This is a genomic window from Thermostichus sp. MS-CIW-34, assembly GCF_054060435.1.
This window is the reverse complement of the sequence record NZ_JBSSDE010000023.1, coordinates 32,031-50,509: the sequence shown is the minus strand read 5'-3', so window position 1 is coordinate 50,509 and position 18,479 is coordinate 32,031. Positions and strand designations below refer to the sequence as shown.

At 57.5% G+C, this 18,479-nt stretch carries 16 protein-coding genes and 1 tRNA gene; 11 read left to right on the top strand and 6 right to left on the bottom strand.

Translation table 11 applies throughout. The features are described from left to right. The first annotated feature begins 135 nt into the window (after positions 1-135). The 3 genes from fabZ (at position 136) to lpxB (ending at position 3,082) form a co-directional block, all read left to right on the top strand. Positions 136-636: a 3-hydroxyacyl-ACP dehydratase FabZ gene (gene fabZ, locus ACVWYY_RS09290; RefSeq protein ID WP_011434327.1), complete on the top strand. Its 501-nt coding sequence runs from the start codon at positions 136-138 to the stop codon at positions 634-636. Between the two features lie 233 nt (positions 637-869). Further along, on the top strand, positions 870-1,847 hold the full coding sequence (gene lpxA, locus ACVWYY_RS09285) for an acyl-ACP--UDP-N-acetylglucosamine O-acyltransferase (protein ID WP_457403692.1): 978 nt from the start codon (positions 870-872) through the stop codon (positions 1,845-1,847). Positions 1,848-1,873: 26 nt separating this feature from the next. Next, positions 1,874-3,082, top strand: coding sequence for a lipid-A-disaccharide synthase (gene lpxB, locus ACVWYY_RS09280; RefSeq protein ID WP_011434329.1), 1,209 nt, complete (start codon positions 1,874-1,876; stop codon positions 3,080-3,082). Here lpxB and ACVWYY_RS09275 read toward each other — a convergent pair. Beyond that, complete coding sequence (locus ACVWYY_RS09275; protein ID WP_457403704.1) at positions 3,079-4,593, bottom strand: NAD(P)/FAD-dependent oxidoreductase; 1,515 nt, start codon at positions 4,591-4,593, stop codon at positions 3,079-3,081. The two genes, lpxB and ACVWYY_RS09275, sit on opposite strands and share 4 nt — an antisense overlap. A gap of 28 nt (positions 4,594-4,621) precedes the next feature. Here ACVWYY_RS09275 and ACVWYY_RS09270 point away from each other — a divergent pair, with 28 nt between their 5' ends. Continuing rightward, positions 4,622-4,768, top strand: a complete 147-nt coding sequence (locus ACVWYY_RS09270; RefSeq protein WP_414374904.1) for a hypothetical protein — start codon at positions 4,622-4,624, stop codon at positions 4,766-4,768. Positions 4,769-4,798: 30 nt separating this feature from the next. Then, positions 4,799-6,661, top strand: a complete 1,863-nt coding sequence (locus tag ACVWYY_RS09265; protein ID WP_457440343.1) for a response regulator — start codon at positions 4,799-4,801, stop codon at positions 6,659-6,661. Here ACVWYY_RS09265 and ACVWYY_RS09260 read toward each other — a convergent pair. Then, positions 6,651-7,142, bottom strand: a complete 492-nt coding sequence (locus tag ACVWYY_RS09260; RefSeq protein WP_414522018.1) for a DUF4168 domain-containing protein — start codon at positions 7,140-7,142, stop codon at positions 6,651-6,653. The two genes, ACVWYY_RS09265 and ACVWYY_RS09260, sit on opposite strands and share 11 nt — an antisense overlap. A gap of 818 nt (positions 7,143-7,960) precedes the next feature. Between ACVWYY_RS09260 and ACVWYY_RS09255 the strand changes: the two genes are divergently transcribed. Continuing rightward, positions 7,961-8,302, top strand: coding sequence for a DUF3155 domain-containing protein (locus tag ACVWYY_RS09255; RefSeq protein ID WP_049749658.1), 342 nt, complete (start codon positions 7,961-7,963; stop codon positions 8,300-8,302). A gap of 233 nt (positions 8,303-8,535) precedes the next feature. Beyond that, positions 8,536-8,793 carry a DUF3146 family protein gene (locus tag ACVWYY_RS09250; protein ID WP_414329773.1) on the top strand — a complete coding sequence of 86 codons (258 nt, stop codon included), beginning with the start codon at positions 8,536-8,538 and terminating at the stop codon, positions 8,791-8,793. 181 nt (positions 8,794-8,974) lie between these two features. On the opposite strand, the gene ACVWYY_RS09245 is transcribed toward ACVWYY_RS09250, so the two are convergent. Further along, the gene (locus ACVWYY_RS09245; RefSeq protein ID WP_457440340.1) at positions 8,975-10,918 is read right to left on the bottom strand and encodes a primary-amine oxidase; all 1,944 of its coding nucleotides are present in this window, start codon (positions 10,916-10,918) and stop codon (positions 8,975-8,977) included. 967 nt (positions 10,919-11,885) lie between these two features. On the opposite strand from ACVWYY_RS09245, the gene ACVWYY_RS09240 reads away from it, so the two are divergent. Then, positions 11,886-14,546, top strand: a complete 2,661-nt coding sequence (locus ACVWYY_RS09240; RefSeq protein WP_457440338.1) for a sensor histidine kinase — start codon at positions 11,886-11,888, stop codon at positions 14,544-14,546. A gap of 13 nt (positions 14,547-14,559) precedes the next feature. Here ACVWYY_RS09240 and ACVWYY_RS09235 read toward each other — a convergent pair. After that, positions 14,560-14,632, bottom strand: a tRNA-Arg gene (locus ACVWYY_RS09235). Between the two features lie 11 nt (positions 14,633-14,643). On the opposite strand from ACVWYY_RS09235, the gene ACVWYY_RS09230 reads away from it, so the two are divergent. Beyond that, positions 14,644-14,874, top strand: a complete 231-nt coding sequence (locus ACVWYY_RS09230; RefSeq protein ID WP_457440336.1) for a hypothetical protein — start codon at positions 14,644-14,646, stop codon at positions 14,872-14,874. A gap of 243 nt (positions 14,875-15,117) precedes the next feature. Beyond that, complete coding sequence (locus tag ACVWYY_RS09225; protein ID WP_457403687.1) at positions 15,118-15,555, top strand: hypothetical protein; 438 nt, start codon at positions 15,118-15,120, stop codon at positions 15,553-15,555. Positions 15,556-15,657: 102 nt separating this feature from the next. Here the strand turns inward: ACVWYY_RS09225 and rpsT are convergent, their stop codons facing one another. Continuing rightward, positions 15,658-15,987 carry a 30S ribosomal protein S20 gene (rpsT, locus tag ACVWYY_RS09220; protein WP_414400762.1) on the bottom strand — a complete coding sequence of 110 codons (330 nt, stop codon included), beginning with the start codon at positions 15,985-15,987 and terminating at the stop codon, positions 15,658-15,660. An 87-nt stretch (positions 15,988-16,074) separates the two neighbouring features. Between rpsT and ACVWYY_RS09215 the strand changes: the two genes are divergently transcribed. Beyond that, the gene (locus ACVWYY_RS09215) at positions 16,075-17,439 is read left to right on the top strand and encodes a CRTAC1 family protein (RefSeq protein WP_457440334.1); all 1,365 of its coding nucleotides are present in this window, start codon (positions 16,075-16,077) and stop codon (positions 17,437-17,439) included. Here ACVWYY_RS09215 and moaA read toward each other — a convergent pair. Beyond that, positions 17,436-18,413 carry a GTP 3',8-cyclase MoaA gene (gene moaA / locus ACVWYY_RS09210; protein ID WP_011434340.1) on the bottom strand — a complete coding sequence of 326 codons (978 nt, stop codon included), beginning with the start codon at positions 18,411-18,413 and terminating at the stop codon, positions 17,436-17,438. The genes ACVWYY_RS09215 and moaA overlap by 4 nt on opposite strands. Between the last annotated feature and the right edge of the window lie 66 nt (positions 18,414-18,479).

Genomic DNA, 18,479 nt, shown 5'->3' with positions numbered 1-18,479 from the left:
AACAGAAAGATCAACTGGTAGTAATCCGTACTGAACATATTATACATTATTTTCAGTATAGTTGAGCTTATTATTGACTAGAGTCATGCTCCCCGTCCGGGATTTGGTTTTGTCCTCTGCCTCTGTGGGTTCACCATGTCCTCTGATGTCTCCCCTCCTCCCCTCCTCTCGGCTGAGGCAGCCGCTCAATTGGCAACTGCTCCCCCTGTCTTCACAACGGAGCAGATTTTGGAGATCTTGCCCCATCGCTATCCTTTCTTGCTGGTGGATCGGGTTGTGGAGTATCAACCAGGGCAACGGGCGGTGGGCCTGAAAAACGTCACCTTCAACGAGCCCTTTTTTCAAGGGCATTTCCCCAACCGACCCATCATGCCCGGCGTCCTAATCGTCGAGGCCATGGCCCAGATAGGGGGGATCGTGTTGACCAAGTTGCCGGACGTGGCCGGGCGTTTGGCCCTGTTTGCCGGGATCGATGGTGTTCGCTTTCGCCGCCCGGTGCTGCCGGGGGATCAGCTGCTGCTCTCTGCCGACTTGCTCACCATTCGCCAGAGGCGCATTGGCAAGATGTTCTGCCGCGCTCAGGTGGGAGGGCAACTGGTAACCGAGGGGGAGCTGATGTTCTCCCTGGTGGATTGATGGGCCAACAGCGGCCATCCAGGAGGCGCTCCGGTGTGGGTGTTCTCGCAATTGAGATAAAGTGTTGGGATAGAAAGATGGCTCGGGGGCTGCTTGCGCCTTTCTGTCGGGATACGGTAGACATGTTGTCGCGACAGTGGGGCGTAGCTCTAAGGCTCATCTCCCCTGGAGTCGAGTCTTGGTGATCCTTCGCAGGGTTGGGAGCGTAACCACAGTTGCTGGCTAGGTTGGAAATGAGTTCGTTCGCTTCAGCGGGATCCACTCCCAACGCCTCTGCAAGTGCGCCGCACCGCTCACGCGAGCGGATTCATCCCACCGCGGTGATCCATCCGAAAGCTGAGCTACACGAGACGGTGCAGGTTGGCCCGTATGCGGTGATCGGCGAGCATGTTCGTATCGCTGCCCATACGGTGGTGGGAGCCCATGTGGTGATCGATGGCTGGACGGAAATCGGCGAGGACAACCACATTTTTCCGGGAGCAGTTGTGGGCACCGAGCCTCAGGATCTGAAGTACAGCGGCGCCCCCTCTCAAGTGGTGATCGGCAGAGGCAATCGCATCCGCGAGTTTGTCACCATCAACCGGGCCACCAATGAAGGGGAAGCCACCCTGATCGGAGATCACAACCTGCTGATGGCCTACACCCATGTCGCCCACAACTGTGTCATCGAAAATCAGGTGGTGATTACCAATGCTGTCTCTTTGGCCGGCCACATCCACATCGAGTCTCAAGCCCGCATCGGCGGCATGGTCGGGATCCACCAGTTCACCCGCATCGGGCGCTTGGCCATGGTGGGGGCGATGAGCCGGGTTGACCGCGACGTTCCCCCCTACATGTTGGTGGAAGGACATCCAGCCCGCATCCGCGGTCTGAACTTGGTGGGGCTGCGGCGAGCCCAAGGGATGGAGGGATCCCTGCCCTTGCTGCGGCAGGTCTACCGATTTTTGTACCGCTCAGGGTTGCCTTTGGAAAAAGCGCTGCAAACGCTGCGCAGCAGCCTGTGTGTCGTTTGTAACAGCGGTGCGGAGGGAGAGCGCCATGTCCTTTCCCTACAGGGGAAAGAGTGGGTGGACGAGACGGGATCCCTGCAACATCTGCTGCAATTTTTGGAAGACTCCCTCTCGCAGCCGCAACGACGAGGCCCTCTGCCGGCCCTGCGCGGGAGGGGGGAAGATCCGCCGGTGCAGAGCACTTCAGAGCTGGATGACTAAAGATTGGGGTCGGGAGCGTAGCTCTAGTGAGCCACCTGTTCATCTGCACGGGCGAGGTCTCAGGGGATCTGCAGGCCGGCCATCTGATTGAAGAATTGCTGCGCCAGCGCCCTCAACTGCGCATCACAGCGGTCGGGGGAGAGCGCATGGCTGCTGCGGGGGCCCGTCTGTTGCACCGCACCACCGAGATCAGCTCCGTTGGCATTTTAGAGGCTCTTCCCTTTATCGGCCCCGCCCTCTGGACGGAGTGGAAGATTCGCCGCTTTTTAGCCCAAGACCCCCCAGATGTGGCCGTGCTGGTGGACTACATCGGCGTCAACAGCCGCATTGCCCGTCTGCTGCAACGGCGGCAGATCCCTGCCGTCTATTACATTGCCCCCCAAGAGTGGGTGTGGTCGCAGGATGCCCGCCTCACCTACCAACTAGCCCAGCAGATGCGGCTGATGTTGGCGATTTTCCCTGAGGAAGCCCGCTACTACGCGGCGGCAGGAGCCCATGTCCAGTATGTGGGCCATCCCCTGTTGGATATTTTGGCCGCTGTGCCCAGCCGTGCTGCCGCCAGAGCCCAGTTGGGGATCCCTGCCGAAGCCACGGTGGTGGTGGTGGTGCCGGCTTCGCGTCGGCAAGAGCTGCGCTCGGTTCTGCCTGTCTTGCTCAAGGCGGCTCAGTTGTTGCAAGCTCACCTGCCTCAGGCACAGTTTTGGGTGCCCCTGGCCTCGCCCCGTTTTGCTGCCCCGATTGCGCGGGCTGCCCGCCGCCTTGGGCTCAACCTCACCCTTTTGGATCCCCAAGCTCTGCCCTTCTTCTCCCCCCACAAAGCCCATCACCTCGCCTTGGCAGCGGCTGATTTGGTGTTGGCCAAGTCCGGCACGGTGAACTTGGAGACGGCTATCTTGGGGATCCCCCAGGTGGTGATCTATCGCCTTAACCCCCTCACCTTCTGGATCGCCCGCCATTGGCTGAGGGTGTCGGTGCCCTTCATGTCTCCGCCCAACCTGGTGCAGATGCGCCCCATTGTCCCGGAGTTGCTGCAGGAGCAGGCCCAGCCGGAGAAGATCGCCCAACTGGCGCTGGAGTTGCTAACTCGGCCCGAACGCAAAGCCCAACTGCAAGCCGACTACGCCGCGATGCGGGCAGCCCTAGGAGAACCCGGCGTTCTGGCTCGCGCTGCCAAGGCCATCCTAGAGGTGTTGGATGGCGCAGCCGGCCCCCAGCGGCATCCCTTTTGCCGCTAACTCCGGTGACCCAGCACCTGAGGCACCGCCCGTCCTCCCGCCAAGGCTGCTGTTGAATCCGCCTCTTCCAGATACTCAGCATCTTGGTTGACCCGCCACCCATCGTAGCGCCGTTCCCCCGCCACAATGTTGCGAGCGGCCAAAAGGCCCGTCATCATGGCGTGATCCTGGTTATTGTAGCGGTGCATGCCGTTGCGGCCTGCCACCTGCAAATTGGGCAGTGCTTCTTCCAAAAAGGTTCGAATGGTCTGGATGTGAGCTTGATAGCCGTGATTGTAAACCGGGTAGGCTTTCGGGGCGCGAATGACTGTGCCGCCCAAAACCTTTGCCTTCCCCAGCAGGCCCAACCGCTGCAATTCCAGCGTTGCCAAGGCCATCAAATCCTCATCGGTTTGTCCCCAAAAGGGATCCGTCGCTGAGCAAAAATACTCCAAACCCAAGCAGGTGACCGAGGGATCCGGAACCATGTCCGCGCTCCAATTCTTGAAGTTTTGGATACGCCCCACCCGCACCGAGGGATCGTGAATATAGATCCAGTGATCTGGAAATAAGTTGGGCTCATCCACCAGCAAAGCCACCGTCAAAAAATCCCGATACCGCAGTTGTTCGGCAGCCTCTCGCACCGGCTCCGGTGCTGCAGGTACCAAAGCCCGCACCAGAGAGCGCAGCGGCATGGTGGAAATGAACTGCTCGCCGGTCACCCAAAAGGTCTCTCCCCCTTGAGAACAGGCTTGTACAGCTTGAACTCCGGCCCGGTTCCAGTGGATTGCCGTAACCTTGCGATCCAGTTGTACCGGCTGCCCGGCTTCTGCCAGCAAGGTTTGAACGCGCTCCCACATCTGGCCTGGCCCTAGGCGAGGATAGCGAAAGCGATCGATCAGGGTTTTGATCACCCCCTCTCGGTTGGGGAAAAAGGTTTTACGGATCAAAGAAGCCATCGACAGACCCTTGATCCGCTGGGCTGCCCAGTCGGCGCTGATCTCGTGACAAGGGATCCCCCACACTTTCTCGGTGTAGGTCTTAAAAAAAGTGCGATACAGCCGTTCCCCAAATTGGTTAATGACCCAATCTTCAAAAGATACAGGATTGGGCCTGGGAAAGAGGCGCGCCTTTAGGTAACTGAGCAGACAGAGGGTGGTAAACCCTGGCCCCAGTTTGGCAAAAACATCCGTAGGTCGAATTGGATAATCAAAGAAAACACCTCGGTAAAAAATGTGGGAAAGCCGACGGCAAACCTGCATTTCCGAGCCCAAAATCTCCGTCCACAGAGCCTCAATTTCCGCCGACTTGGAGAAAAAGCGGTGTCCACCGATATCAAAGCGATAGCCTTGGTAGGTTACAGTGCGGGATAGCCCCCCTACCTGCACCGGATCCGCTTCCAAAACCGTTACCGGGTAGCCCTGCTTGTTCAGCTCGTAGGCGGCACTCAATCCAGCTGGCCCCGCCCCGATCACCACTGTGGACTGCACTCTGGATAGCTGCCTTGAGGTACCATCTGGTAGTGGGGTCATTTCCTCAGAAATGTTCTCAGAAACAGTCATGGCAACTTCTCACACCACCTCGTCAATCCTAACGGAAATAGGTCTGTTCAAGGGATCCCCGGCCTGGGCGCGAAAGTGCTATGCCTACGGCACCCCGTCGGGAACCGCACCGCTAACGCGAAAGATTAAGCTGGAGACAGATTAGAGATCCCTTTTGTGTGCAAAGAAAGCCTTGGTGCTTCGCACCGCCGTCGCGAATGGCCGACTCTGTGGAGTGAATTTTGTGCAATCTCCCCCCATCCCCAATCCTGGACATCTGCTGACAAATGCTTCGCCGACAGTACTGTTGGCCGATGACGACCCATGCATACGCGGGTACTTGACCCACCTGTTGGTTCATGAAGGCTATCAAGTGGCAGAGGCTGAAGACGGCGACCAAGCCTTGCTGCTCTTCGGTCAAACTCAGCCTCAAATTGCCCTGCTGGACGCCCTCATGCCCGGCACGGATGGGTTCGAGTGTTGCCGCCGCCTGCGGGCTTTGGATGCGAATCTGCCCTGCTTGATGATTACCTCGCTCGAGGATCAAGCTTCCGTAGACAAAGCCTTTGCTGCCGGAGCCAGCGACTACATGACCAAGCCCATTCACTGGCCGATAATGCGTCAGCGCATCCAACACCTGATCAAGGCCCGCCAGAACTTGTTGAACCTACGCCAACAGGCGGCCCGCGAGCAAGCCCTGAACCGCATCGTCCGAGCCATTCCCACTTCTTTGCAGTTGGATCAAATCCTTGCTGCCGTCACCCGCGAGATAGGCCATCTGCTAGAGGCGGATCGGGTAAGCATCAGCATCTATCAGCCTCAGCAACAGCATTGGCGTATTGTCTCCGAGTACAGCACTCAACAGGATGGCTACCTGGGCTGTCTCATTCCCGATTCCGAAAGCCCCATTGCCCAGCAACTGAAGCAGGGGAAAGTGATGTTGCTGGAGGCAGCCGACCAAGCCAAAGGCTGGGTCTACATCTCCGCCATGGCCAAAGCCTATCCTGGCAGTTGGCTGCTGGTACCGCTCTACGGCGGCGAAAGCCCCGAATCTGACTCGGCCCACCCCACCCTTTGGGGCAGCCTGTGCCTGCAACTGAAAACGGCACGTCCCGGTTGGCTGGCCACCAATCAGGATCTGATCTTGGCCCTGGCCGATCACCTCTCCATCGCCATTCGGCAGGCGGAATTGCTCCAACAGGTTCAGGAGCTGAACCGCACCCTGGAAGAAAAGGTACAGGCCCGCACCGCCCAACTGGATCGCCAGATACAGGAATTGCAGCGGCTGGATCGCCTGAAAAATGACTTCCTTAGCACGGTGTCCCACGAGCTGCGCACCCTTCTTTCCAACATGAAAATGGCCATCCACCTGCTCAGCTCCGTCCTGCTGCCTGCCCAGGGCGCTCCCAGATCCCCGGATCTGGCCAAAATCTCTCAGTACTTGAAGGTGTTGGACAACGAATGTGAGCGGGAGATCAGACTGGTCGAGGATCTGCTGGAACTGCAGCAGTTAGAGGTGCTCAAGGGACTCCGTCCCGCTAACGCGAACGGTTCACAGCGGCCCTGCTGGTTGGAGCTGCAAGAGTGGTTGCCCCAGATCGCGGAGCCCTTTGCTCAGGAGGCCCATAGCCGCCATCAGCGCTTCAGCCTTGGGATCCCTTCAGGACTGCCTGCCATTTTTACCCTGCCGGGAGTGCTAAAGTCGGTGCTGGCGGAATTGCTGAAAAATGCATGTAAATTCACCCCTGCTGGGCACCTGATCAGCCTTCAGGCCACCTGCCATTCCGACCACCTGGACATCCAAGTCCTCAACACCGGCGTAACCATTCCCCTGGAAGAGCAAAAGCGGGTATTTGAGAAGTTCTATCGGGTGCCCAGCGCGGATCCCTGGCGGCAAGGGGGGACAGGGTTGGGGTTGGCCCTTGTGCGGCAGGGGGTAAGCCTGTTGCAAGGAAGCATTCACCTCAACAGCGAGGCCAACCACACCTGCTTTACCTTGCGGCTGCCTCGGGTTCTCCCTGTCTTTGGCCAAGGCAAGCCAGCTCAGCCTAGGGTGTAGGCGTCGGGGTGGCCGGCTTTGGAGAGTTGGAAGCTTCCCCTTCCTGCAAAACTTCTTGCAAGCGGGCCCGAACCCGCTGGTTGAGAACAGGATTTTCGTTCGCCAAGGTCATCAATTCGCGGTATTGAAGCACTGTCAGCCCTTGCTCCTCGACAATGCGGCTGGCTTGGGTTTCTGTGCGCTGCATAATTTGCTCGTACTCCTCCTCGTTCTGGGTTTCCCGCAGTTGGGCGCTCGCTTCCCGAATCAGGGGATCCAACTCCAACAGAATCCGCACCAACTGTTCCACCTGGGCATCGGTGACTTGCTCTGGGGTCAGAGTTGGAGATGCCACAGGGCTGGGAGTTGCTGTGGCCGGAGCCCCCCCCGAAGTCGGAGAAGCAGTTGCAGCAGGGCCGGGCGACGGGGTTGCTCCCTGTGCCCAAGCCGGCAGGGATCCCAAGCTGAGTCCCAGACCCATCAGCAACGCGAATTTCATCATGCCCAAAACTCCCCAAACCCAGACAAGATAGACCTAAGCCCTTGAGGTGCAGCCAAACCTGAAGCCAGACTAGCAAGATGCCTGAATTCCGTCTAATCGGTTCAACGCAGTCCTGGCAGCCCATCAAGCTCATTCCAGCTTGCCAGCACCTGAGGCGGGATCCATCCAATCCCTACGGTACCAGAACTCCTCACTCCAGGGCTCCCAGGATGAACTCGCGAAAGGGCTGTGTGGACATGCTGGGGATCTGCAGTGGATCTCTTGTAGAAACAAGAAGTTGGTTGTACAGTCTTACATGCGCTGTTCAACGGTAGCCCGGCACCGGAGTGCCCCTTTCTCTCCTCGGTTGAGCAGCTCCAGACTTGCAGCATTGGCAATTGACTTAGCACTTCAGCCCAAAGGGGGTTGTCTTGAAGCTGAGCTTAGGTATATGTTCTGTTGAGTATCGTTTTTGTTAATGTTAGGCTAGGGGCCAGATTTGATGCGGATCTCCCACATCGGCATCTGACTTTCTTCGCAGGTGTCAGAGCCCGTGGATCCCCTATCAATATCAGCAGTCAACCTAGCAAACGCCCAATCGCCAGCTCTCTTTGCAGGCGATTGTTGGAGGATTTTTTGTTCGGAGAAAGGTTCCCGATTAGATTTTTTTGGGCGCGTCCATAAGTAACCCTTCAAGGGCTTTGAGGGCGACTGCTGTCTTTATTGCCTTTGTAAAAGATGATAACAAAAATGGGTAAAAGTTATTGCTTTTCTTAAGCAGCGCTGATATATTCTTTGCGGTTGCGGTTGTTCGGTCATCCTTCTACGGGAGGCTTACATTGGTTAGGAGAAGAAAGCGTAAGAGTCGCCGTCGTCTGGAAGGGCGCAAAATTTTAGATCACATTCCTCAATTTAATTTGGACAGTGGTGAAGAGAAGTCTGTAACCGCTGCTCGAAAATATATTCAGGAAAAGTCTATTCAGCCCCCCGCACTTATTTTGGTGCGACGAAATGAACATACAGTTGATCGGTTTTTCTGGGCGGAGAAGGGGTTGTTCGGCGCGCAATATGTCGAGGAGAACCACTTCCTTTTTCCCAGCCTGCGAGCTTTGTTAGCAGAGGTTGCGGCTGAAAAGCCAGAGAAAAAATCCTCGAAGACCCTTGCAACTGCCGCTCGCTAGCTTCTGGCCAGCTTTTCCTACAGCAGGAGCCCAGGAAACAGCCCCCCTACCCTGGGGGGTTTGTTGCAGCCGCTCTCAGAAAATCAAGAAAATCAAAAGAACTGACCCTATTTAGGGGATCCCTTTCACTCAATGGGTTGAGCTTCTGATACCTCACTCCCCATGCTGGATCTGCTGGCGGCAGCGAGGGAGCCACGCGCTACCCTACAAGGGATCCCGTCGGGAGATGCCGGATGAGCCGACTGCCTCAGACCACTGCCCACATCCAAATTACCCGCCGCTCTTGGCAAGAGGGTGCCATTGAGGGGGAAGTCAATGCCAATGGTTGGGTTTGGCGCTTTTGCTGGCGCTTTCGGGCCGGGGAACTCAGAGTGGAGCCTTCTGTGGGGCGAGCTTTGATTTGCGAGCCCTTGAGCCGCTTTCTGGAAAAATCCGACTATCTGCTGGAACCGGGCAGCAACTACTCGTTTGTGATTCGCAGCAGCTTGTGAACTCTCAATCTGAGCAGATCTGAGCAGAGCTTTTGCCCAGCACCAAAGACCGGGGCTGAGCAATGGAAGGCACCTGCTACGGTGACCCAGAAACCAGGTCTCAAGCCCCGTGGGCGAAGAGTGCCTCCCCTCTCACTCCTGTCGCGCCCAAGCTGTTCGCACTTGAAAGAATCCTCGCCCTCTAGGCAGGGGGGTAGTCAATAAAGCTGCAGCAGCCTTTGGTCTTCGGCGGGGGAGGAGGCACATCCAGAGCTGGGTTGCACTCAAAGAAGCCCAGGGGCTTGAGCATAAAGCCGATGTAGCTAGCCGGCATCACTGGCCAGTCCTCGGTGCGGGGGAAGTGATTGCAGCCAAAGCTATACCAGAGCACCAGGCGGGTGTTTTCCAGGGATCGGTTCGCTTGCGTCCATTGCACCAGCCCTTCGCCACCGGGGTGTTGGTTGGGGTAGTCCCCTGCTGGGAACTTCTCGCCGGGATGGTAGGGCGTGGCCCAGAGGTGGTGGGCCAGGTATCCTGCCCGTCGGTACAGCCAAGAGTCGGGGTGGGCCAAAAGCTGGACGTTTTCCCCCGGCATCAGTTTGTAGGCCACCGGCTGTCCCAGGCGGTTGTGGCGATTGGGGTTGACAATCTTCCAATAGCGGCCCCGCAAGGGATCCACCGTTTGCTTAGCCTCCTGCTCGGTTTTGAGCAGGGTGGAGCGGGCGCGAAAGGCGTTGCCGTGAGGGTTATCCGGCCCCAGAGGCAGAGGTTCTGCATGCACTTCATAGAGGGAGTTGCACGGCCCATCCACCGCCATATCGAGGCGGACAGTGAAAAAGTGCTGGTGGTTGAGGCCAGACAATTGGGGTGCCACCAAGACGCCAAACTCCGGCTCTTCCCCCGGCAACGTGGCGCAAGTGTTGATGATGCCGGTGAGCTTGGCTTCAAACTCCAGCGTGCCATCCTGGTAGAAGTACCAGAAAAAGCCGTAGTCGTAGTTGCCAATGGTGGTGAAAAAGGAAAGCACCAACCGCCGCGAGCGCCGCACCTGCGCCCGTTCCGTGCGCCAGTCGGTGTGCTTCCAGAGCACCCCAAAGTCCTCCTCGTGCATACAGACGGCATTTTTCAAAAGCATGGGCTCACCGCTGTTGGTGGGCAGCCAGGCATCGAAGTAGTAGATCTCTCCCAAGCAGTCGCAGCCCAGCTGCAGGGAATTGGCCTGCATGCCAATGCCGTATTCCCCCACATCAAAGGCATTTTTGCGACAGTGGGGATCCCGCGGATCCCCGTAGGGTACCACCATCTCGGCTACCGAGGCGCGGTAGAGAATGGGGCGAAGGCGGCCTTGATCCTCGTAGCTCACCTGGTGGAGGACGAGCCCCTCTCGCGGGTTAAAGCTGATGCGCAGATCCCACTTCTGCCAGCGGATGTGGTGGCCGTCCACCTGGAAGCTCACCCCTTGAGGCTGAGTGATTTCTAGCGGCTTCAAGTCTTGGCGAAAATCTTTGAAAAACAGCTCGTCGAAGTTACCGGACTCCGGCGGCAAGGGCCACAGACCCCGATCCTCCACCTTGACAACTTGCATGCGGTTGAGGTCAATCCAGGGGTAGAGCCCCTCGATGGGGCGGGCATAGCCGTTGTCGCAAGGGGAAGTACGTAGGAAACAAAAGCCTCGCACCAGCCGCCGCCCTTCTTCTTCCGGGATCCCAAAGTAGCCCACCGTCCAGTAGTCCACCATCACCAAATCCACATCGGCAATGCCTCGGCGCTGCAAAGCCGCTAAAAACTGGGGATCCTCCTTGAGCAGGCGGTCGCAGGCGTACACCTCATCATCCAACAGGGGGGGCTGCACGCCCGCAATGAGCTGCCAAGAGCGCACCTGCTGTGTTGACAGAGAGACCACCGCTTCGTAGGTGTTGCCACTGGCCGGATCCAACAGCACCACGAAAGCCTGCCGATCCCACGGCTGCCCCGGCTGCCAAGTTTCCATCCAAGGCCGCTCCGGCTCTTGTAGCTGGATGGTTACAAAGCGCCCCTGAGAACTGAGGGGCCGTTGCCGGCGCAGGATCTGCACCACCTGCCGCATTTCCTCGGCGCTAAGGGGATCCAAGGGGTGGCCTTGGGGCAATGAAGCCTGGCCAAGCAAAGCAGATTCACTCGACTGGCTATGTCGATCCAAACTGGGAGAAACTTTACAAACCACAGCAATAACCTTGAATTCTTCGGTTGGAAAATGATTGAGTTGAGCTAGGAAAAAATAGGGAGAAGTCTGCTGAGAAAGGTCAAAGGGATCCCTTCGCTCGCCATGCCGCGGGCCAGCCCATCAACCCAACTCAGAGAATCCAGAAAACCTAACAGCAGGCTAAACAGACTATCCTGTTGCCATCGCCAACATCGGGCAACTTTGCAAGAGATACCCGGGGAAAGGAAAACTTAAGCCAAAGCCCAAGGAAGTGAAGACAACCTCGGCCCTGCTAATTGTCCAGATCTAGCAATCTTCTGTTTCCCCGTCCGCTAACCAAATGAAGAGGGCAACGGCACCTTGAGAAGCCGCGCCAGGGCGAACAGGAAACCGTCAACCCATCGGGAAAATCTGAATACAGGTCTTACTACAGATAAACCCAAACTCGAGAGCAGGAGAAGTTTTCTGTGATTAAACGTCAGGCTTAACGTTGCACAGGAAAGCATAAAAAAGAAGAAACGCTTCACGCAGGCTAAGGGCAAGCTCACACCGAGAAGGCACAACCCAACGTCGACCTCTCCCGAAAACGCAAAAATGTCTCGAAACCTGCCCCGACCCTACCTGCCAGGGGGATCCCACTGCTTGGGATCCGAAACGCAACCGACCATCACTATAGCAGAGGCACCCCCCCTTCCCACAAGCCCGGCCCAGAGTTCCCCGGTCGCATCAGCAGGGTAGCCTTCTCCCCGTGGGTTTGAAGCCTAGCTCAGGCTGAAGGGTTGGTGTCAAAGAATACATTTCCAAAGTCATTCTGAAGCCATGCTTAAGGTTAGGAATTTCTGGCAATTCGAATAGTAGGATCCCTCACGTCTCCTGAAAATCGTCCACAATGAGGCAGGGCTTGCGGCAAATTAACCGTCTGGTGAGGGAGATGGCTTCAACTCGATACCGCCTGGTGCCGGTGCGGCCAGGAGACGGCAGCTTTTATCCGGAGCATCTCTATTTGGCCTTAGAAGCCACCCAACTGGGCTATTGGCAACTGGATCTGTGCACCTGGGAGTTGAGTGCTTCTCCCCAGTGCAAGGCCAAATACGGGCTGGATCCCGGCCAAGATTTCACCCTGGAAGTGTTTTTGCAGCACGTTCACCCGGAAGATCGCCAAAGGGTGAAAGAAGCTTTGCAGACGGCTGGGCCCAGGGCGGTAGAGGGGGATCCCAACTTTTCGGTGGAATATCGGGTTTACCAGGCCGACGGCCAGATGCGCTGGCAGCTTTCCCAGGGGGTTGTCCTGCTGGGGCCGAAAGGGGATCCCGGCGAGATTGTCGGCGTGACCCTGGATATCAGCGAGCGCAAGCAACTAGAGGCCACCTTGGCTGAGCGGGAGTGTCGCCATCGCCAGATCCTGGAAGCTCTGCCCGACATGCTGCTTTGTCTGGATCGCCAGGGCCGCTGTCTGGAGTTCAAGCCGCCCAGCTATTTTTCTGTCCCCCATCCCCCTGCCTACTACCTGGGCAAAACTCCTGAAGAGCTGTTTCCTGATACCGGTTGCACCGGTGGGGCGGAACCCATAGCCCAAGCCATTCGCGAGCATCTGGAGCTGGCCTTGGCAACCCGGCAAGCTCAAGAGATCGAATACCCCTGCCCAGAGGGATCCCCTCAGCCCCAATATCGGCAGGCTCGCATCGTCCCCTATGGGGAAGATCAAGTGCTGATGATCATTAGAAACATCACCCCTCGTAAGCAAGCCGAGCTGAAGCTGCAGCGGCAATTGCAGCGAGAAAGGCTGTTCAGCCAGCTCATTCAGGCCATCAACACCTCTCTGGACTTACCCACCCTATTTGATGTGGCGGTGCGGGAAGTGGGGGCAGTGTTGCAGGCAGCACGAGTTACCCTTTATCAGTACCTGCCCGCTGAGGCCGTGTGGTTGGGCATTGCCAGCCATAGCCGATTTCCTAATTTGCCCAACAATCTGAACCTGCGACTGCCGGATAGCAGGGATTTTATGGTTTTCGATCATTTGAAACGGCTGCAAATTTTTCATGTCCAGGATCCGGAGCAGATTGCCGATCCCTTTGCCATTTATGAGAAGCGAGAATACCAACTGGGCCCTTGGCTGGTGATCCCGGTGGCTTGTCAGGAACAAATGTGGGGCGGGCTATCGCTGCGGCGCCTGACTTCAGATCCGGATTGGCAAACCGATGAGATCGAGTTGGCCAAGGCCATTGGGGATCACCTGGCGGTGGCCATTCAGCAGGCAGAGCTTTATCAAAAGCTGCAACAGACCAATGCTGAATTGGATTACCAAGTGCGGGTGTGCAATGCAGAGCTCGAACAAGCTTACAACGACGAAGCGCTACTCCAGCTCATCACCGAAGAAATTCGCTCCACTTTGGACGAACAAAAAATCTTGGAAACGGTAGCCCGAGAACTGGCCCTCAGCTTGAACCTATCCAATTGCACCATTGCCCTCCATGGCCCAGAGCGGCAGGTCAGCGTTTTGGCGGTGGACTATTTGGCCGGAGAAGGGATCCGGCGCTTTCCCCTGGAGATCCCGTTTGCAGATTTTGCCGATGTGCTTCGTCAGCTCCAGCGCGGACAGCTTTGCCACTTCAGCAATCTCCATCACCCCTGCTGGCCCAACCATGACCGCTGTACCCTGATCGTCGCCCCCATCTGTGAAAAAAGGGATCTGGCAGGGCAAGACGAGGAACTGCTTGTTTTGGGGAATATTTGTGGATCCCGTCCGCCAGAGCAGATATTTACCGAGCGGGAACAACGGCTTATCCAACGGGTAGCCGGCCAATGTGCCATCGCCATTCGCCAAGCACGTCTTTATCAAACGATCCAGCGTCAGGTGCAACAGTTGCAGGAGCTCAACCAACTCAAAGATGAGTTTCTGCACATGGTCTCCCACGAAATGCGCACACCTCTCACCAACATGAAGCTGGCCATTGGGTTTTTATCCAAAGCCAACCTAACCGAGCGGGAAAGGCGCTACTTGCAGATTTTGGAGATGGAGACCAACCGCGAGCTGGAGTTGATCAACGACTTATTGGAATTGCAAGCCATCGAGTCCGGAAACAAAGCCCTCAGACTTACCTGTTTATCTCCCCAGGAGTGGATCCCCAATCTTTGCGAGCCCTTCCGGCTGCGAGCTGCCCAACAGGGCCAACAGTTTCAGGTGGAATGGGATCCCGACCTTTGGCCCCTCTGCACGGATGAGAGCCTCTTGTCGCGGGTGGTCAGCGAGCTTTTAAACAATGCGTGTAAGTACACCCCCACTGGGGAAAGCATCTATTTAAGTGTGAGCCAGGCTAACTCCAATGGCCGTCCCGGCTGGCTGATCACGGTGCGCAATACAGGGGCGGAAATTCCTGCAGAAGCGTTGCCCCGCCTTTTTGAAAAGTTCTATCGCCTCCCCCAGTTGGATTGCCGCAACGCCGGGGGAACGGGCTTGGGTCTATCGCTGGTTCAAAAGGCAGTGGAGCTGCTGCAGGGATCCCTGCGGGTAGAAAGCCACTCTCGGCAGGTGATGGTTCAGATGTGGTGCCCCCATCAGGTCAGCTTGTCGGAAACCCCAAGCAAGGCTTAGAGGGCAAGGCCAGCGCCTTGCGCAGGACTCGAACCTGCAACCATCGACTTAGAAGGTCGGTGCTCTATCCATTGAGCTAGCAAGGCCGAAGAAAAGGATGCAGAGCCATTATATCCCCGACCAAGTTCCCAATCCCCAACCCTGCCCACCTGCCTCTGGCTTGGATTTCCGCAGTGTTGCTTGGGCAAATTGCGCGGTTTGCCTTGGGGAGCCAGGGCGGGATCCCTTCACCATGGGAATGTTGGTTTTCGCTCAGGATATGAACGTCAAAGAGATCGTCTGCCAAGCTCTTGGAACGGGACGTCTGGGCGTCTCTCAGGAAACTTGACTGTACGGATAAGGAAGACTTGCAGACGGCAGATGCTTTGAGCAGATGCTTTGATCAGTGCCTTTTTGGATGGCGCTGTGCAGCGGGAGAGCCACAACTGGGCTCCCTGTGCATCGATCCCTTAAAATGGGCGAGCCGAAAGCAGAAAAGTACTCGTTTGAGTTCGAGGATCCCATGCAACCGAGTTATTGCGTCGGAGATAAGTCCAAAATGGGTGTTGAGGTGTCGAAAATTGGGATCCCCATGCCCTTGCTCCCTGATCCTGGCTCAGCTGCGGAAAAGAAAGCTGCCTCTGGCACTCAATCCCTGTCTCCGGCAGCCAAGCGCCTGTTGCGCCTCTACCACGGCGGTAGCTTCATCTTTCTGGGCCTGTTGTGGCTGGTGGTCGGGATCCCCAGTCTCTGGGCTTTGCGAGCGGATATAGCCCGCTTGTGGGATTACTTCACCTGGGCAGGCCTGCGATATGCCCTGTTTCACCGCCCAGGATGGCCCACCTTGGGGTTATTGCTCTGTGTCAGCTTCACGATGGGGATCCTGATTGCCCAAAGCCGCTATGAGCTGTTCGGCCTGTATCCGGTGGAGCGTCTCATGCTGGAGCAGCAATCCCGCTGGATCCTGTCCTTGCCGGTGTGGCATCCGCTGCGGCGCTGGTTGGTGCGCAGGTTGGATACTCAAGATTAGGTTTTGGCTGCTACTTGGGATCCCTGCCGGCACCGAGGCAAAATCTCGTTTGCGTGCGGCTGAAATCCCGCACAAGCACCACTTCCAAAGCAGCAGGAGAATTCAACCATGCTCAACCAAAGCCTCAGCCTGGGATTTTTCCGAGGAAGCCACAGACAGCTTCACAATCCGGGCCAGCCGAGCCTTACGACGAGCGGCTGTGTTTTTGTGCAGAACGCCGGTTTTGGCAGCTTTATCAATGCGGCTGAAAGCAGCACTCATAGCCGCCTGGATTTCCTGCAGAGTTTCTTGCTGTGGGTTGGCAGCGTAGGCAGCCGAGAGGGAGATCACTTTCTTCATCAGAGCGCGCACCATGGCTTTGGTGGCTTTATTGCGCAGCCGATTCCGCTCTGCGATCTGAACGCGCTTGATGGCAGATTTGATGCGTGGCATGGTTGAAAGGGAAGTTCCAGCGAAGATCCAGCATACCATCAGAGCTGGAAGCTCCACCAGTTCCTATTGTTCTCCGATGGGATCCCCATGTTCCAAGATTGCAGCTCGCAGATCCGCTTTAACCCACCTGCCCTTTTCTACGGGGTTGCCGCTTGCGATTTGGATCGGGATGGGGCCTTTGAGCTGTTTGTGTGCGGGTTCCGCGGCTCCAATCGAGTCTTGAAGTGGGATGGGCAAACCCTGGTGGATCAAGCAGACGACACCCTGGCCGATGCAGGGCGCATGGCAATTGGGGTGGCTGCCGCCGACTTTGACGGGGACGGGCAGGAAGAACTTTATGTCTTGAACACCGATACCTTCGGCGGGCGCAAGCGCTTTGGGGATCGCCTCTTCGACTGGCAGGGATCCGCCTGGGTGGACCTGTTCTCCCTGCCGCAAAACCAAGATGCCCTCAACTTGACCGCAGGTCGCTCTGTAGCTTGTGTGGATCGTCTTGGCCAGGGGAGCTATGGATTTTTCGTAGCCAACTACGGCGGCCCTATGCGCCTCTACGAGTTGGGCCCTAACCAAATGATCGCCGATGTGGCGCCAGAAGCGAGACTCAATCGGGTGACGGGCGGGCGGGGGTTGGTGGCCGTGCCCTTGGTCTCGCAGCGGATGGACATTTTTGCCGTCAATGAGCAGGGACCTAACTTTCTGTTTCGCAACCGGGGAGATGGCACCTTTGAAGAGATTGCCGCTGAGGTGGGCCTAGCAGATCCCGACGAGCATGGGCGCGGCGTGGCAGCGGTGGATCTGGATGGGGATGGACGGCTGGATTTGCTCTATGGCAACTGGGAAGGCCCCCATCGCCTCTGGATCCAGACCCCCAGCGGTTTTTTTAAGGATGTAGCCCCCCCTGAGCTGGCCAGGCCCTCTCGCATTCGCACGGTCATTGCTGCCGACTTCGACAACGACGGCTACCCAGAGCTGTTTTTCAACAACATCGGCGAGCCCAACCGTCTGTTTGCATGGCGCTCAGGCCGTTGGCAAGCCATTGACATTGGAGATGCTGCCGAGCCGCAGGGATTGGGGACAGGAGCAGCAGTGGCCGATGTGGATGGGGATGGTCGTCTGGAATTGTTGATTGCCCATGGGGAGTCTGGCGCCCAGCCTCTCAGCTTCTATCGCCCTCAGGCCAATGCCAACAACTGGCTGAGAGTTCTGCCCCTCACCCGCCAGGGAGCCCCGGCCCGCGGCGCGTTGGTAAGGCTGCTCACCTCCACCCGTACCCAGATCCAGGCCATCGACGCCGGCAGCGGCTACCTCTGTCAGATGGAGCCGGTGGCCCACTTTGGCCTGGGATCCGAAACAGGGGTCAAGGAAATCCAGATCCAGTGGCCGGATGGGAAACAGTTGCAGGTGGCCCACCCACCGGTCAACCAGCTTTTGCGGATCCCTTATCCCCGCTAGCCGCCAATCTGAGACATGGTGCGCCGGTAGGATCCCTGGCTGCCGGTATCCCGTCCTTTGAAGTTGATGTCCGGCTTGATGTCCAGCAGTTCTCGCACCTGCTGTCTTAGCCTTTCGGCAGGGATCCCAGCTCGCAGCGGATCCCGCAGGTTGATTTGGCCGGATTCGTTGAGCAGGCAAGGGCGCAGCCAACCGTCGCTGGATAGCCGCATGCGGTTGCATCGATCACAAAAGCACTCCGACATCTGGCTGATAAAGCCCAAGGTGCCTTTTGCCCCCGGGATTCGAAACACATCCGCCGGCCCATTGCCGGCCACAAACCCAGGTTCCAGGCCAAAGCGAGCGCGAATTCGCTGTCGCAGCACCTCAGACTCCACCCAGCCGGCCTGCTGGAAGAGGGCAGCATTGCCGATGGGCATAAACTCGATGAAGCGCACATGCCATTGCCGCTCCAGGGTAAGGGCAGCCAGATCTTCCACTTCCGATTCGTTGAGCCCAGGGATCACCACCACATTCAACTTGAGGGGATCAAACCCCACTTGGTGGGCAACTTGGATCCCGGCCCAGACCTGCCGCCAGCGATCCCGCCCCGTGATCAGTCGAAAGGTCTCGGGGTTGAGGGAATCAAAGCTGATGTTGATGCGGCGCAACCCCGCTTCATAGAGGAGTTGAGCTTTTTGGCTGAGGTTGAAGCCGTTGGTGGTAAGGGCCACATCTCTCACCCCAGGCAGGCTGCATAGAGCCCGGATGAGGTGCTCCAGCCCCGGCCTGAGCAGGGGTTCGCCGCCGGTGAGGCGAAAGCAATCGATCCCCAACGGCAAAAACACCTCTCGAACCAACGTGAGGATTTCCTCATCCGTTAAACGCTCTGGGGCTTGCAGCCACGTCAACTCCGCCTCGTCAGGCATGCAGTACTGGCAGCGGAAATTGCAGCGATCGATCAAGCTGATGCGCAGATAGTTAACGGTCGGCATGGCAACCTAGGCCAGAACCAGATGGGGCACCCCTCCCCCCAGAGTGCCGAGCAACGCCGAGGACCC

Excerpts from the sequence above, each read along its gene's own strand:
- ACVWYY_RS09240 (WP_457440338.1), top strand. The coding sequence starts at position 11,886 with ATGGCTTCAACTCGATACCGCCTGGTGCCGGTGCGGCCAGGAGACGGC.
- lpxA (WP_457403692.1), top strand. The coding sequence starts at position 870 with ATGAGTTCGTTCGCTTCAGCGGGATCCACTCCCAACGCCTCTGCAAGT.
- moaA (WP_011434340.1), bottom strand. The coding sequence starts at position 18,413 with ATGCCGACCGTTAACTATCTGCGCATCAGCTTGATCGATCGCTGCAAT.
- fabZ (WP_011434327.1), top strand. The coding sequence starts at position 136 with ATGTCCTCTGATGTCTCCCCTCCTCCCCTCCTCTCGGCTGAGGCAGCC.
- ACVWYY_RS09250 (WP_414329773.1), top strand. The coding sequence starts at position 8,536 with ATGAGCCGACTGCCTCAGACCACTGCCCACATCCAAATTACCCGCCGC.
- ACVWYY_RS09230 (WP_457440336.1), top strand. The coding sequence starts at position 14,644 with ATGCAGAGCCATTATATCCCCGACCAAGTTCCCAATCCCCAACCCTGC.
- ACVWYY_RS09215 (WP_457440334.1), top strand. The coding sequence starts at position 16,075 with ATGTTCCAAGATTGCAGCTCGCAGATCCGCTTTAACCCACCTGCCCTT.
- ACVWYY_RS09225 (WP_457403687.1), top strand. The coding sequence starts at position 15,118 with ATGCCCTTGCTCCCTGATCCTGGCTCAGCTGCGGAAAAGAAAGCTGCC.
- ACVWYY_RS09260 (WP_414522018.1), bottom strand. The coding sequence starts at position 7,142 with ATGATGAAATTCGCGTTGCTGATGGGTCTGGGACTCAGCTTGGGATCC.
- ACVWYY_RS09270 (WP_414374904.1), top strand. The coding sequence starts at position 4,622 with ATGGCAACTTCTCACACCACCTCGTCAATCCTAACGGAAATAGGTCTG.
- ACVWYY_RS09275 (WP_457403704.1), bottom strand. The coding sequence starts at position 4,593 with ATGACCCCACTACCAGATGGTACCTCAAGGCAGCTATCCAGAGTGCAG.
- rpsT (WP_414400762.1), bottom strand. The coding sequence starts at position 15,987 with ATGCCACGCATCAAATCTGCCATCAAGCGCGTTCAGATCGCAGAGCGG.